At 69.0% G+C, this 12312-nt stretch carries 18 protein-coding genes and 1 tRNA gene; 9 read left to right on the top strand and 10 right to left on the bottom strand.

The genetic code is table 11. The features are described 5' to 3' along the window. Positions 1-18 precede the first annotated feature (18 nt). Positions 19-1107 (top strand): aminopeptidase, encoded by a 1089-nt coding sequence (locus ACQUSM_RS11290; RefSeq protein ID WP_435118632.1) that lies wholly within the window; start codon positions 19-21, stop codon positions 1105-1107. A 504-nt stretch (positions 1108-1611) separates the two neighbouring features. Continuing rightward, positions 1612-1884 carry a hypothetical protein gene (locus ACQUSM_RS11285; RefSeq protein WP_435118631.1) on the top strand — a complete coding sequence of 91 codons (273 nt, stop codon included), beginning with the start codon at positions 1612-1614 and terminating at the stop codon, positions 1882-1884. 1 nt (position 1885) lies between these two features. Here ACQUSM_RS11285 and ACQUSM_RS11280 read toward each other — a convergent pair whose 3' ends face one another. Beyond that, positions 1886-2623 carry a DUF5806 family protein gene (locus ACQUSM_RS11280; RefSeq protein WP_435118629.1) on the bottom strand — a complete coding sequence of 246 codons (738 nt, stop codon included), beginning with the start codon at positions 2621-2623 and terminating at the stop codon, positions 1886-1888. Positions 2624-2719: 96 nt separating this feature from the next. On the opposite strand from ACQUSM_RS11280, the gene ACQUSM_RS11275 reads away from it, so the two are divergent. Both ACQUSM_RS11275 and ACQUSM_RS11270 read left to right on the top strand, forming a co-directional pair. Beyond that, positions 2720-3088, top strand: a complete 369-nt coding sequence (locus tag ACQUSM_RS11275; RefSeq protein WP_435118628.1) for a universal stress protein — start codon at positions 2720-2722, stop codon at positions 3086-3088. 2 nt (positions 3089-3090) lie between these two features. Beyond that, entirely contained in the window at positions 3091-3648 is a 558-nt protein-coding gene (locus ACQUSM_RS11270) for a GNAT family N-acetyltransferase (RefSeq protein WP_435118626.1), read from the top strand. Here ACQUSM_RS11270 and ACQUSM_RS11265 read toward each other — a convergent pair. Next, on the bottom strand, positions 3627-4034 hold the full coding sequence (locus ACQUSM_RS11265; protein WP_435118623.1) for a universal stress protein: 408 nt from the start codon (positions 4032-4034) through the stop codon (positions 3627-3629). The genes ACQUSM_RS11270 and ACQUSM_RS11265 overlap by 22 nt on opposite strands. Positions 4035-4264: 230 nt before the next feature. On the opposite strand from ACQUSM_RS11265, the gene ACQUSM_RS11260 reads away from it, so the two are divergent. Next, positions 4265-4606, top strand: a complete 342-nt coding sequence (locus ACQUSM_RS11260; protein ID WP_435118621.1) for a hypothetical protein — start codon at positions 4265-4267, stop codon at positions 4604-4606. Positions 4607-4633: 27 nt separating this feature from the next. On the opposite strand, the gene hemB is transcribed toward ACQUSM_RS11260, so the two are convergent. Then, entirely contained in the window at positions 4634-5638 is a 1005-nt protein-coding gene (hemB, locus tag ACQUSM_RS11255; RefSeq protein WP_435118619.1) for a porphobilinogen synthase, read from the bottom strand. Between the two features lie 92 nt (positions 5639-5730). Here hemB and ACQUSM_RS11250 point away from each other — a divergent pair, with 92 nt between their 5' ends. Beyond that, the gene (locus ACQUSM_RS11250; RefSeq protein ID WP_435118617.1) at positions 5731-5895 is read left to right on the top strand and encodes a DUF6757 family protein; all 165 of its coding nucleotides are present in this window, start codon (positions 5731-5733) and stop codon (positions 5893-5895) included. A 1-nt stretch (position 5896) separates the two neighbouring features. On the opposite strand, the gene ACQUSM_RS11245 is transcribed toward ACQUSM_RS11250, so the two are convergent. From ACQUSM_RS11245 to ACQUSM_RS11235, 3 genes are read right to left on the bottom strand one after another with little or no spacing between them, the layout of a single operon-like run. Then, positions 5897-6394, bottom strand: a complete 498-nt coding sequence (locus tag ACQUSM_RS11245; protein ID WP_435119693.1) for a DedA family protein — start codon at positions 6392-6394, stop codon at positions 5897-5899. Positions 6395-6446: 52 nt separating this feature from the next. Next, positions 6447-7280 (bottom strand): PHP domain-containing protein, encoded by an 834-nt coding sequence (locus tag ACQUSM_RS11240; RefSeq protein ID WP_435118615.1) that lies wholly within the window; start codon positions 7278-7280, stop codon positions 6447-6449. 40 nt (positions 7281-7320) lie between these two features. Continuing rightward, positions 7321-8337 (bottom strand): DUF5784 family protein, encoded by a 1017-nt coding sequence (locus ACQUSM_RS11235; RefSeq protein WP_435118613.1) that lies wholly within the window; start codon positions 8335-8337, stop codon positions 7321-7323. Between the two features lie 124 nt (positions 8338-8461). Between ACQUSM_RS11235 and ACQUSM_RS11230 the strand changes: the two genes are divergently transcribed. Continuing rightward, on the top strand, positions 8462-8635 hold the full coding sequence (locus tag ACQUSM_RS11230) for a DUF5786 family protein (protein WP_202594682.1): 174 nt from the start codon (positions 8462-8464) through the stop codon (positions 8633-8635). A gap of 110 nt (positions 8636-8745) precedes the next feature. Then, positions 8746-8973, top strand: a complete 228-nt coding sequence (locus tag ACQUSM_RS11225; RefSeq protein ID WP_435118610.1) for a DUF7561 family protein — start codon at positions 8746-8748, stop codon at positions 8971-8973. Positions 8974-8994: 21 nt separating this feature from the next. Here ACQUSM_RS11225 and radA read toward each other — a convergent pair whose 3' ends face one another. The 4 genes from radA to ACQUSM_RS11205 all read right to left on the bottom strand — a co-directional run bounded on the left by radA (position 8995) and on the right by ACQUSM_RS11205 (position 11800). After that, positions 8995-10026 (bottom strand): DNA repair and recombination protein RadA, encoded by a 1032-nt coding sequence (radA, locus tag ACQUSM_RS11220; RefSeq protein WP_435118608.1) that lies wholly within the window; start codon positions 10024-10026, stop codon positions 8995-8997. Between the two features lie 121 nt (positions 10027-10147). Further along, positions 10148-10498 carry a hypothetical protein gene (locus ACQUSM_RS11215; RefSeq protein WP_435118607.1) on the bottom strand — a complete coding sequence of 117 codons (351 nt, stop codon included), beginning with the start codon at positions 10496-10498 and terminating at the stop codon, positions 10148-10150. A 2-nt stretch (positions 10499-10500) separates the two neighbouring features. Then, positions 10501-11172 carry a PspA-associated protein PspAB gene (pspAB, locus tag ACQUSM_RS11210; RefSeq protein WP_435118605.1) on the bottom strand — a complete coding sequence of 224 codons (672 nt, stop codon included), beginning with the start codon at positions 11170-11172 and terminating at the stop codon, positions 10501-10503. Positions 11173-11236: 64 nt separating this feature from the next. Then, positions 11237-11800, bottom strand: a complete 564-nt coding sequence (locus ACQUSM_RS11205) for a hypothetical protein (RefSeq protein ID WP_435118603.1) — start codon at positions 11798-11800, stop codon at positions 11237-11239. 123 nt (positions 11801-11923) lie between these two features. On the opposite strand from ACQUSM_RS11205, the gene ACQUSM_RS11200 reads away from it, so the two are divergent. After that, positions 11924-11996, top strand: a tRNA-Arg gene (locus ACQUSM_RS11200). Positions 11997-12312 lie beyond the last annotated feature (316 nt).

The following is a 12312-nucleotide window of genomic DNA, read 5'->3' as shown; positions in this document are numbered from 1 at the left end:
CGGGCCGACGCCTCGGACATGGACGAACGAGTCCGCGAACACGCGAGGACGCTGGTCGACTGGAGCGCCCGGATCGAGGCGGGCGACGACGTGGTGCTCTCCGTCGCCGAGGGGGCCCACGATCTGGCGGTCGCGGTCGCCGAGGAACTGGGGGAGCGCGACGCGAACGTCGTCACGCTGTACGGCTCCGACGAGATCGACCGGGCGTACACGCGGGCCCACAGCGCCGAGTTCGACGAAGACCCCGAGTACGAGCGCGCGCTGTACGAGCACGCGGACGCGGTGCTCCGCCTCGGCGGCGGCCGAAACACCACCGAGGGCGCCGACGTGCCCGCCGAGAAGCGACAGGCAAAGGGTCGCGCCCGGCAGGGGATCCGCGAGGCGCGGATGGACACCGACTGGGTGTCGACGGTCCACCCCACGCGCGCGCTGGCCCAGCAGGCCGGCATGAGCTACGCGGCGTATCAGGAGTTCGTCTACGACGCGGTCCTCCGGGACTGGGAGGAACTCGCCGACGAGATGGCGAAGATGAAGCAGCTGCTGGACGACGGGAGCGAGGTCCGGATCGTCAAGGAGGACACCGACCTCACGATGTCCATCGAGGGCCGCACCGCCGTGAACTCCGCGGCGAGCGTGGCGTACGACTCCCACAACCTCCCCTCCGGCGAGGTGTTCACCGCGCCCCACGCGACCGAGGGCGAGGTGTTCTTCGACGTGCCGATGACGATCAACAGCCAGCGCGTGCGGAACGTCCACCTCACCTTCGAGGACGGCGAGGTCGTCGACTTCGCGGCCGAGCAGAACGAGGACGCCATCGCGGAGGTGCTGGATACGGACGAAGGCGCGAAGCGACTGGGCGAACTCGGCATCGGGATGAATCGCGGCATCGACCGCTTCACCGACAGCATCCTGTTCGACGAGAAGATGGGCGATACGGTGCATCTGGCAGTGGGGCGCGCCTACGAGTCGAACTTCCCCGAGGGGAGCGAGGACGAGGCGAACGACTCGGCGGTCCACGTCGACATGATCACCGACATGAGCGAGGACTCGCGGATGGAGGTGGATGGGGAGGTGGTGCAGCGGAACGGGACATTCCGGTGGGAGTAGCGAGGTCGGGGAAACGCGAGCAGGGCGGGATCGAGGAATAGGTCGGCTCCGGAACTGCTGCTTCTACGTGTTCGTCGACGACTGCAGCCGCGAACGTCACCACGGAGTGAGCCTGGCCACTTGTGACCGCAACCGCGCCGCACAGCCCTCATACCTCCCCAGCCGATTCACTCGCTCACATCCGTTCGCTCGTTCATCCCTCGCGCTGACTCGCGGACGGAGCCGCGAGCGCTTCGCGCCGACCGCGGCCGCGGTGCGGTGGCGGGGGACGCCTCGCGAGCGCCGACCGTCGGCGCTCGCGGGGGGGAGGGGTGGGGACTCGTGGTCTCGCCGGACCCTCGTGTCCGGCGTACTGCGGTCGCAAGTGGTCAGTGATCGAGATGCTGTTGCTGGTACGGTCGCTGTGCCGGTAGCCGACGATCGAGACAGCGACGACGCCGCAGAAACCGACACCCACGAATAACGGCCACGGACGTTTTCACCCGGACGGCACAACCCACGCTCATGCCCGAGTTCGACTCCGACGCCGTCGAGCCGACGCTCCGACTGCTCTACCAGTCCGGCGTGGGAATCTCGCCCGGCGGGATCGCCGCCAACCTCGACGACCGGATGGACGACCCGCCCAGCCGGACCGCCGTCCTCAACGGCGTTCGAGAGCTCTCCGAGACCCGGTTCATCCGTCGACTCGACGACGTGGAGTCCTGCTACGTCATCACCGATCACGGCCGGGACTACGTCGAAACCGAACTCGACGACGAGGCGCCCGGCCTCCACTGACTCACTCGGCCTCGTGAACGTGCCCGCACTCCGGGCACTTCACCTCCTCGCCGCGCACCTCCGCCGAGGCCTCCCGCACCTCCCGCATCACCCGCGAGATCTCGTCCTCCGCTTCCAGTTCCTCCTCGACGGAGAGGTCAACGCCCTCGACCTCCAGCAGGAACTTCGCGATCTCGGTCACCTCGTACATCGTCTCGTCGAGCTCCTCGGCGGTGTAGAACCCCGACATCGCGCCGTAGAGGAACGTCGCGCCGGCCTTGGTGACTTTCTCCTCGAAGGAGGCGCGGGCCTGATTCACCGCCTGCGGGGTGTACGTGTCCGTCATGAACGGCACCAGCCGCGGGAGGTTCTCGCCGATCTTCGTCATCTCGACGCCAGTCTCGGTCCGGAAGTCCGCACAGAGCCGGGCGATCGCCCACTCGCGGGCGGTGATGTACGTCCGATCGCGCAGGAACTCGTTGACGCGGTCGTAGTCCGCGCGGTCCATCTTGGTGAAGCGCTCGTACTCGGCCACGTCCTCCGGCACGTCTTCGGGGAGCTCCACGTCCCGGGAGGCCGTCGGGCTCTCGTTCCCGCCGCGGTCGGCGCCGGACTCGGTGGCGTCGGTCGTGCTCTCGTCGCCGACATCGTCCCCGTCGCCGACCTCGTTCTCGGCGGAGTCGGCCGTCGTCTCACGCTCCCGGTCGGTCGCGTCGTCGCCGTCGGACTCCGCCCCCGCCGGCGTCGGATCGTCGCTCATGCCTCCACCTGACACAGCCACGGACATAGGGCTGTCCACCGCGGCCGGCCGACCCGGCCCGCGGGGTTTATCAGCCGAGCGGTCATGCGGCCGGGCATGAAGGTGCTGCTCGGTATCGGCGGGAGCGACGACTCGATCCGCGCGCTCGAGTCCGTGGTGGAGCGCGCGGCGGCGGTCGGCGACGAGCTCACGATCGCGATCGTCGAGAACCCTCGCTCGCCGCGCTCGCGCGACGCGGTCGCCGAGCGAGCACGCGAGGAGCTCGATGCGGCCGGCCTCGACGCGGAGATCCGACAGGTCGAGGGCGACCCGGGGAGCGAACTGGTCGACATCGCCGAGCGCGAGGGGTTCGACGAGATCGCGCTGGGCGGCGGGCAGACCAGCCCGATGGGGAAGATCAACGTGGGCAGCATCGCGGAGTTCGTCCTGCTGAACGCGCACACGACCGTCAAGCTGGTTCGGTGAGTATGACCGGACCAGAGCGCTACCCCGACGACGCCGTCGGGGAGCTCCCGACGCCGCCCCGAACCGTCGAGGACGCGGAGGAGCGAGAGATCCGGATCCGCGCGTACGACGGCAGCGAGAGCGACCGCGAGGCGCTGCGAGCGATGTACGAGGCGTTCGACCCCGCCGACCGGGCACAGGGGATCCCGCCGAGTCGCCCCTCACAGCTCGAGGACTGGCTCGACCGTATCCTCGACGAGGGCTGCTACAACGTGTTCGCCCTCGACGGCGAGGAGGTGATCGGCCACGTGACGCTGGTGCCGGAGAACGGGACGGAGTCGCCGTACGAGCTCGCGATCTTCGTGCTGCAGTCCCACCAGGGCGCGGGGATCGGTACCGCGCTGATCGAGACGGCGCTGGGCTACGGCGCCGAACAGGGGATCACAAAGGTGTGGCTCACCGTCGAGCGCTGGAACCGCGCCGCGGTCGGGCTGTACGAGAAGATCGGGTTCGAGACGACCGATGCCGAGAGCTTCGAGCTGGAGATGGCGATCCGGCTTCAGACCGAGAGCACCGGCTGACTCGCGTAGCGAAGCACGTACTCCGCCGTTTTCTCCAAGACGGCCGCGCGAGTCCCGGTCTGTGGCTCCCGCGGGACGACGAGGAAGTCCGCGCCGATCTCCTCGGCGGTGTCGAGCACGACGCTGCCGGGGTGTTGCGTGAGGCGGTTCTTCGAGAACCCCGAAACCGCGGAGGCCTCGATCTCGACGCCGCGCTCGGCGGCGATCTCCTCGGCGGTGTCGGCGTACCCCTCCGACTCGTAGTTCTCGGCGACGTCGTCGCCGAGCACGTAGACGACGTGAACCGCGGCGTCGTACGTGTCGGCGACCGTCACGGCGTACTCGACGGCCCGGGTCGACTCCTCGCTCCCGTCGACGGCGACGAGCACGCGGTCGAACGGCTCCATGGGTGGGAGTCCACGCGGCGACGCAAAACCGTTTGGTTCGGTCGCGAGGTGGGCAAACGTCGCGAGGGAGTGTAACGACCGAGCGACGGCAAACCACCTCGGGAAGCGAGCGGGGAGTGTAACGACCCGCGAGCAGCGCGCCGGAAACGCCCAACGCCGTGCGAGCCGGCCTCCCCGTGAGCCACCGCTCGGCGGAAGGGATTTCCGCGTTCGCTCCGACGACGATCCCTATGGCCCTCCGAGCCCTCTGGAAACCAGTCCTGCTCTACACCGGCCTCCTCGGCCTGCTCACGGTCGGAACGGTGTACCTCGCGACGCACTCGCTCGCGTTCATCCTCGTGTTGACGGCGGTCGGCCTGCTCGTCGCCGTTCTCAACGGCGGCACCGCCGGGCGAACGAGCCTCGGCGGCACCGAAAGCACGGACGACGGCGGGGCGGAGTTCGACGCTGCGGGGCTGTTACCCCAGACGAGTACGGGAGTTCCGCTCCGCCTCACGCTCCTGCTCTACGGACTCGGCGTGTTCTTGTGGAGCCTCGCCGTGTTGATCGCGCTCGGCGACACGCTCGCGTGAGCGGTCGGGCGTGGACGGTAGCGCGACTCAGAGCGACTGCGCCACGTCCTCCGCGAAGTAGGTGAGGATCAGATCCGCCCCGGCGCGCTTGATCGACAGCAGCGACTCGTGGGCGACCGCCTCCAGATCGAGCCACCCCTTCTCCGCGGCGGCGTGCAGCATCGCGTACTCGCCGGAGACGTTGTACGCCGCCACGGGGTGGTCGTGCTCGCGGCGCACGTCGGCGACCACGTCGAGGTACGGCAGCGCGGGCTTGACCATCAGCACGTCCGCACCTTCCGTCACGTCGAGTTCGACCTCGCGGCGGGCCTCCCGCGAGTTGGCGGGGTCCATCTGGTAGTGGCGGCGGTCGCCGAAGGCGGGCGCGCCGTCGGCGGCGTCGCGGAACGGGCCGTAGAACGCCGACTCGTACTTCGCGGCGTAGGACATGATCGGGAGGTTCCGGAACCCCGCGTCGTCCAGTCCGTCCCGGATCGCGCCGACCATCCCGTCGAGGCTGGCGGAAGGGGCGACCATGTCCGCGCCCGCCTCGGCGTGAGAGACCGCGGTCTCGGCGAGCAGTTCGACGCTCTCGTCGTTCCGAACCGTGAGGTGGGGGTCCTCCTCGGCGCCGCCCTCGACGATCCCGCAGTGGCCGTGCTCCGTGTACTCACAGAGACAGACGTCCGTGATCACGTAGGCGTCCGTCTCCGCGGTGATCTGCCGGACGGCGCGCTGGACGACGCCGTTCTCGGCGTAGGCGCGGGTGCCGCGGTCGTCCTTGAACTCCGGGATGCCGAACACCATCACCGCCTCGACGCCCGTCGCGAGCACCTCCTCGACGCGGGCGACGGCGTCGTCGACGGGGACGCGCTCGTGGCCGGGCATCGACTCGATCGGGACGCGCTCGTCGGTCGTGGCGTCGACGAACACGGGCGCGATCAGGTCCGTCGCGTCGAGGCTGGTCTCCGAGACGAGCGAGCGGACGCCGTCGGCCCGCAGGCGCCGCGGGCGCCGGGCGTCGTCGCGGCCGGGACGGGGGAGCTGCTCCATGCCGGCAACAGCGCCTCCGGCGGCAAAACCGCGTCGTTCCGGTCGGCCGCGACCCGCGATTTTAACCGACTGGCCCGCCTAGCAGTTCGTGTATGAAGTGTCACTACTGCGACGACGATGCCGTCTACGCCGCGGAAACGGACGGCATCAAGGTTGGTCTCTGCGAGCAGCACTTCCAGGAGCGCGTCGAGGAGCTCGCCGACGACGAGGGGCTCGAAGCGCTGCGGGAGCAGACCGAGATCGACCGCGCGGAGTAGCTCACCAGAGCACGTCGACGCCGAACACGTACAGCGCCGCGAGCGCCGACTCGAACACGAGCGTCCCCAGCGCCGAGAGGGCGACGAACCGTTTCCGGTCCATCGACGCCAGCCCCGCCGGCACCGTCAGCATCCCGCGGGTGAACAGCATCGCGTTGCTGCCGGCGACCGCGTAGCCGCCCCAGCGGTCGAACCAGCCGTCGAACCGGGTCAGCGTGCGCTCGCTCACCCGGAACCATCTGTTCTGCAGGAGATACTCCCGGCCGGCCCGCCGAGCGACCGTGAACAGCGCGACCTGCCCGACGGTGGCGCCGAGGACGGCGACGCCGAGCAGGGGGAGGAGTTCGTCCGGACCGTGGCCCAGCAGCGCGAGCGATCCCGGGACGAGGAGTTCGCTGGGCACGAAGTACATCAGCATCGCCCCTTCGAGCACGAACACCCCGAACAGGACGACGTACGCCCACTCCGAGGTCAGCAGCGACTGCAGCCACCCCGGCATCTCGGCGACGATCCCCTCGTTCACGGCCCGCGTTACCGGAGTGGCGGATAAATCAGTTACTCTCCGCGAGTTCGACCGGCTCGGGCAGGCGCTCGCGGACGCGCTCCCACGCAGCCTGCGGGAGGCCGTCGACGGCCAGTTCCTGCTCGTGGGCGTCGGTGCCGCCGGTCGCGAGCAGGTCGTGGTCGGCGATGGCGGCCTCGACGGGTCGGGGATCGAGCGCCTCGGCGTCGTCGGGCGACACCGGGCGATCGTACGGGTAGTAGCGCTCGACGGCGTCGAGATCGGCGGTCAGTTCCAGCGCCGCTTCGGGGTCGTCGTAGCGCAGCGGGTGGGCGAGCCCGACGAACGCGCACGCTTCTTCGAGCAGTTCCCGGCCCCTCTCGAAGTCGGGGACGGTCCGGGCGACGTAACACGAGCAGTCGTCGCCGATCAGGTCGTCGAACACGTCGCCGACGGCGTCGTAGTCAGCGTCGCTCTCGACGACCGCGCGGGCGATGTGGGGGCGGCCCAGCCCCGGGTGGGGGTCGATGCCGAGGTCGACGCCCAACTCCGCCTCCACGTTCTCGACGATCTTCCGGCCGCGGTCGACGCGGTCCTGCTGGAGCCGTTCGACCTCCGCGGTCAGCGCGTCGGTGGGTTCGAGCCCGTAGCCGAGCAGATCGACGCGCTCGTGGTCGGTCTCGACGCGGAGCTCGATCCCGCGGACCACGAGCAGCTCCCCGCGGCGCTCGACCGGAACTGAAAGCTCGGGGTGGTAGCGGTCGTGGTCGGTGACGGCGACGGCGTCCAGCCCCGCCTCGCGGGCGGTCTCGATCAGCCCGTCGAGCGAGAAGGTGCCGTCGGAGACGGTCGTGTGCGTGTGGAGGTCGGCGACGACGCTCATCGGTGGAATCTGTCGGCCGCGGGAGAAACCGCTTGCGGTGTCAGCCGTCGACCCACTCGACGGCGTCGCCGAGATCCAGCGGGAGCCCGCCCTTCCGGTAGGCCTCGATACGCCCCGAGGGTCGGACGCGGAACACGACCGCGGGTCGGTGGCGGACCTCGGGGCGCTCGCCGGCGATCGCGAGCCAGTCGTCGTCCGGGAACGAGGAGCAGTCGACGAACAGCGTGACGCCGCCCCCGTGCTCCTCGAGCTGGCCGGAGGATTTCGTCTCGGCCGTCTCCCGGATCGCGGTCACTGGTGAGCCCGCGGCGCGGTGTTTCGGCGGGAGCGGCCGCGTCACCTCGACCAGCGACGCCTCGTCGTCGCCGTCGCGGCTGGCGCGGTAGTCGATCGAGTGGCCGGTCGTCACCGCTGCCTCGGGGGTCACCTCGTAGCCCGCCTCCAGGAGGAGGGCGGCGGCGTTGAACTCCCCCATCGTCGCCGACATCCGTGTGAGGTCCATCGTCTCGGAGGTGCCGAGCTTGCCCGCCATCGTCTCGCGGTACTCGTCGAGTGCGCCGGTCGAGAGCAGCTCCTCGTAGAACGACAGCGCCTCGTCGCGCTCGGCGTCGGGGAAGCCGGCGGCGTGATCGCGGAAGAACTCCCGGGTGGTCTCCCGGCCGTCCTTCGAGAGGAACACCGGGAGGAAGAACCACGAGAGGTGCGGGTACGCCTCCAGCCACGGCGACTCCTCGGTGAGCTGGGCGAGCAGCTCCCGCTCGGTCCACCGCCGGATCGGGTAGGGGACCTCCTCGAACCCGACCTTGTCGGTGCGCCAGAGTGCGGAGGGGGTCTCGGTGTTGCCCATCCAGTAGCCGGCGTCGTCGTCCCAGCAGAACAGCGCCACGTCGCCGTTGTCCATCTCGAACCGGACCGCGTCGACGCCGTCCGGCGACCGATACCACGGGTCGGTCATCTCCGCCCCCATGTTGGCCTGTAGCGCCTGCAGAAGCTCGTTACGAACGCGCGCCTCGGACCACGACCCGGGGGCGTATCGGAACCGAAGCGGCTTTGCCACAGTTTCACTCCGCGGGGCGGGGGTTTACACGTTTCGAGGCCTCCCGAAGCCCCGTCTGTCACGGTGATCGAGGTGAAACTAACCGACACGTATATGCTACCTTCCCACAAAGAGAGTAGTTGTCATGTCATTCGGTGCCTATGATGAGGGAGAACACGAACGCCGCGAGCAGCTGACCTCTCAGGCGGACACCGAGTTCGCCGAGGCCGAAGAGGAGTTCAGCGGGACCGTCAGCTACGACTCCGGCGAATCCGCGGAGGCCCTGCTCGACCAGTTCGAGGAGATCAAAGACGACTGATCCGAACGCTCCTTCTCCGGCAGCCCGACCGGGCAGCCGTGGCGCCGGCGATCCGGCCGGGACTGTGCGCCGCCGGAGCCCCTAACCGCCTCGGCCACGAAGCGCCGCCGATGGCCACTCAGCGCTGTGACGGCTGCGATCGACGAGTCCGCATCGGCGGCGGTATCGGCGACTTCTGGTCGTTCAGCAACGACGGCCCGACGCAGGGGATGGACCTCGAGCTGGCCGACGGCGCCGAGTTCTTCCTCTGTTTCGACTGCATCGAACGGCTGCCCGACGACCGGGACGCGACGACGGCGGACGTCGACGCGCTGCCCGCTCACGACGCCGACGAGTGAAAACGAGACCGCGGTGCGGGCTTACTCGGGCTTCAGGCCGCCGTCCTGCACGCGCATGACTGCCTCGCCGTCGGCGAGGTTCGGTGCGTCGACGAGGCGGACGATCCGCTTGTCGCCCTTCGACTTGCGGAGGTACATCCGGAACGTGGACTTGTGGCCGAGGATGTTCCCGCCGATGGGCTGAGTCGGGTCGCCGAAGTAGGAGTCGGGGTTGGAGGCGACCTGGTTCGTGACGAGGACGGCGACGTTGTGGAGGTTGCCGACCTTGTCGAGTTCGTGAAGGTGTTTGTTGAGCTTCTGCTGGCGTTCGGCGAGCTCGCCGCGACCGACGTACTCCGCACGGAAGTGGGCGGTCAGGGAGTCGACACAGAGCAGGCGGACCGGCCAGTCACCCTCCTCGTGCTCTTTCGCGAGTTCGAGCGCCTTCTCCGCCAGCAGCATCTGGTGGTTGGCGTTGAACGCCTTCGCGACGTGGATGTTGTCGAGGAACGACTCGAGCAGCTGCTCCATCGCTTCCTCGTCGCCGGGCTCGCCCTCGATCTCGCGGCGTTCGAGCTCCTCGGCGATGATCTCGTCGTCGAACCCCCGGATCATGTCGTCGATCCGCTCGGGGCGGAACGTGTCCTCGGTGTCGATGAAGATCGCGCCGCCGTCGAGCCCGCCGTTCTCCTTCGAGAGCTGGACGTTGACGGACATCTGGTGGGTGACCTGTGACTTCCCGGAGCCGAACTCGCCGTACACCTCGGTGATCGACTGGGTCTCGATCCCGCCGCCGAGCAGGTCGTCCACCTCGTCGATCTGCCAGGAGAGCTTCCCGATGCGTTCGCGGCGTTCCAGCACGGTCGCGCCGGTCTCGAAGCCGCCCACGTCGGCGGCCTCGCGGGCCGCGTTGATCACGTCCGACGCGGTCGAGTCGCCCACGTCCGCGGAGTTGGACAGTTCGCCGGGGCTCGCGACGGCGATGCTCTGGAAGCTGTCGAAGCCCGCCTCGGTGAGCTTGTCTGCGGTTGCGGGGCCGACGCCGGGGAGACTTTCGAGGTCGTCTTCTGCCATACCCAGTCGTTGTGCGTCACCCGGGATAAACCCTCGTTAACAGTAGGGTGAAAGTGAAACTGTGGGCGTGTGGCGTGAGCACTCTCGTCGCGGCCGAGGACTCAAAACGGATGACGCAGCGTCAGTGCCGGCGCCAGAGGAGGTAGCCGCCGCCGACCGCGAGGATCGCGCCCCCGAGACGGTCGCCGGCGGGGTGAACCGCGAGCGCGACGCCGCCGACGAGCAGCAGGGCGGCGAGGTAGTCCGGCGTCTCGAAGCGCGGATCGGGGTTGTCCGCGGGCGTGAACGCGCGGTCGAGTCGGTCGTGCGCGACATGCCGCAACTCACCCGTCGCCTCGCGGTTCCCCTCCGTGTCGGTGACGCGGAGGAGGGTCACTCGCTCGTCGTCGACGCCGACGACGCGGAAGACGGCGCCGGCGTCCGCTCCGTCGCTCAGTCGGTAGTGGTCGTACACCGCGGGCTCGTCGGTCACGGTCACTCCCAGGGGTGGCCGCCGGTGGTGTCCGGCCAGAGTGGGTACCAGCGGGACTCGTCGTCCTCGATTTCGAGCTCGCCGTCCAGCACGGACCGGAGCTTGAACTCCGCCCTGGTGTTACGGTCGTGGTCGCCGGTGGGGCAGAACGGGTAGTAGGCGCCGCGGCGGAACGAGTAGATCCAGTAGGCGCGATCGGTGCTGGCGCGGCTCGCGCTCGCACCGCGATCGCCCGAACTTCCCCCGGACTCGGCGGCCTCGCCGTCGATCTTCTGGAAGCCGAAGGCGGCGGCGAGCAGCCGCGAGCCGAACCCCTGTTCGACGAACTCGTCGGCGGCGAAGTGGACGCTCGTCACGAGATCCTCCGGGTCGTCGTCCTCGAGAATCACCCAGTGGTAGCCGTGGTCGTCCGACCGGCGGCGGAACTCGGTGCCGGTCTCGATCTCGCCGGCCCGGAGGATCGCCTCGACCTCGTCGACGGCGTCGGCGAAGGCGGTGCTGTCGACCTCGGAGAAACAGAGCGCGGCGGCGCCGGCGGACTCGTAGCCGAGTTCGGCCTCCATCGTGACGTAGGCGGTGCTCATGCCGAACAGCGCCTCGGGGTCGGCCGCGCTCGCGGCGTCGGCCTCCGCCCGAGTGCCCAGCACGGACTTGATCGAGTCGAAGATGCCCATACCGCCCGTTCGGGAGCCCGGCGTTTAGTCCTGCGGTCGACGGCGGTTCGTCGGCGGGCGGGCCTCAGCCGTCGGTCTCGGCTCGGGCGACCTGCCGCTCCTCGTCCATGCTGTCGTGGAACACCGTCGTCGTCCCGGGCAGCGAGCCGTCGAACTCGACGGTCACCAGGTAGCCGCGCTGGACGAGCGCTTGCGTACAGGCTTCGTCGGGATCGGACTCGTCCTCGGTCGTCACGCGGACCGTGAGCTCGTCTGCGTCGGCGTCGTAGCTCGCCGCCGCCAGCGCGGGATACATACAGCCGTTCCGGCCGGTGATGCAGCCCTCGACGGTGACGGTGGTGCCCTCGGTGCTGATGCTCGCGTTCCCCCCCGAGTCGCACTCTCCCTGCTGTTCGAGCGATCGGGAGACGATCGCCGTCGACGCCCCGGACGGGGTGTCACCCGGGGTATCGGTGTCGTCCGGCGTGCCGTCCGCCGGCGTATCGGTTCCCGGCGTGTCGGTGTCCGTCTCCTCGTCGGTGTCGGTCGGCTCTGCCCCGTCGTCCGGCGTCTCGGGCGGCTCGCCGACACAGCCGGCGACCGCACTTAGCGCCGCGGCGGTGCCAGCGAGGAACGTTCTGCGTTCCATACCTCCCACAACGGGGGCTCCTTGCATAAGGGCGCGGTACGGACAAAATCTCCTTTGTTCCTCGCCCCCACGCCGACCGGGAACCGGAACCGACTTATGCGGGTCGGGCGTCTGTAGAAATGAGTCCGGATAGGGTAGTGGACTATCCTCTTGGCTTGCGGAGCCAGGGACCGGAGTTCAAATCTCCGTCCGGACGTTCCTTCACTTCGTTCAGTCACGACCGGACGTGCCCACGCTCACTTCGTTCGCGTGGACTCCGTCCGGACGTTTTCGCTGAACAACGACGACGAACGATAGCGAGGAGTCCGTGAAGCGAAACGGCTGTCGCGGAGATTTGAGCCAGAGAGACGAGCGCAGCGAGTCTCTCGCGTTCAAATCTCCGTCCGGACGTTCCTTCACTTCGTTCAGTCACGACTGGACGTGCCCACGCTCGCTTCGCTCGCGTGGACTCCGTCCGGACGTTTTCACGAAGCAAAGTGACGAGCGACGCGTGGCTCTCACGTTCCCCGTCT

This window comes from Halolamina sp. C58 (assembly GCF_051195095.1).
Classification (GTDB): Archaea; Halobacteriota; Halobacteria; order Halobacteriales; family Haloferacaceae; genus Halolamina.
The sequence above is the reverse complement of the archived record's forward strand: the minus strand, read 5'-3'. Positions and strand labels throughout refer to the sequence as shown.

What these genes read in the sequence shown, in the direction of transcription:
- ACQUSM_RS11205 (WP_435118603.1), bottom strand. Translation starts at nt 11,800, where the DNA reads ATGGAACGCAGAACGTTCCTCGCTGGCACCGCCGCGGCGCTAAGTGCG.
- ACQUSM_RS11285 (WP_435118631.1), top strand. Translation starts at nt 1,612, where the DNA reads ATGCCCGAGTTCGACTCCGACGCCGTCGAGCCGACGCTCCGACTGCTC.
- ACQUSM_RS11260 (WP_435118621.1), top strand. Translation starts at nt 4,265, where the DNA reads ATGGCCCTCCGAGCCCTCTGGAAACCAGTCCTGCTCTACACCGGCCTC.
- ACQUSM_RS11240 (WP_435118615.1), bottom strand. Translation starts at nt 7,280, where the DNA reads ATGAGCGTCGTCGCCGACCTCCACACGCACACGACCGTCTCCGACGGC.
- ACQUSM_RS11245 (WP_435119693.1), bottom strand. Translation starts at nt 6,394, where the DNA reads ATGCCGGGGTGGCTGCAGTCGCTGCTGACCTCGGAGTGGGCGTACGTC.
- ACQUSM_RS11290 (WP_435118632.1), top strand. Translation starts at nt 19, where the DNA reads ATGGACGAACGAGTCCGCGAACACGCGAGGACGCTGGTCGACTGGAGC.
- radA (WP_435118608.1), bottom strand. Translation starts at nt 10,026, where the DNA reads ATGGCAGAAGACGACCTCGAAAGTCTCCCCGGCGTCGGCCCCGCAACC.
- ACQUSM_RS11230 (WP_202594682.1), top strand. Translation starts at nt 8,462, where the DNA reads ATGTCATTCGGTGCCTATGATGAGGGAGAACACGAACGCCGCGAGCAG.
- ACQUSM_RS11225 (WP_435118610.1), top strand. Translation starts at nt 8,746, where the DNA reads ATGGCCACTCAGCGCTGTGACGGCTGCGATCGACGAGTCCGCATCGGC.
- ACQUSM_RS11280 (WP_435118629.1), bottom strand. Translation starts at nt 2,623, where the DNA reads ATGAGCGACGATCCGACGCCGGCGGGGGCGGAGTCCGACGGCGACGAC.
- ACQUSM_RS11265 (WP_435118623.1), bottom strand. Translation starts at nt 4,034, where the DNA reads ATGGAGCCGTTCGACCGCGTGCTCGTCGCCGTCGACGGGAGCGAGGAG.
- pspAB (WP_435118605.1), bottom strand. Translation starts at nt 11,172, where the DNA reads ATGGGCATCTTCGACTCGATCAAGTCCGTGCTGGGCACTCGGGCGGAG.
- ACQUSM_RS11275 (WP_435118628.1), top strand. Translation starts at nt 2,720, where the DNA reads ATGAAGGTGCTGCTCGGTATCGGCGGGAGCGACGACTCGATCCGCGCG.
- ACQUSM_RS11250 (WP_435118617.1), top strand. Translation starts at nt 5,731, where the DNA reads ATGAAGTGTCACTACTGCGACGACGATGCCGTCTACGCCGCGGAAACG.
- hemB (WP_435118619.1), bottom strand. Translation starts at nt 5,638, where the DNA reads ATGGAGCAGCTCCCCCGTCCCGGCCGCGACGACGCCCGGCGCCCGCGG.
- ACQUSM_RS11270 (WP_435118626.1), top strand. Translation starts at nt 3,091, where the DNA reads ATGACCGGACCAGAGCGCTACCCCGACGACGCCGTCGGGGAGCTCCCG.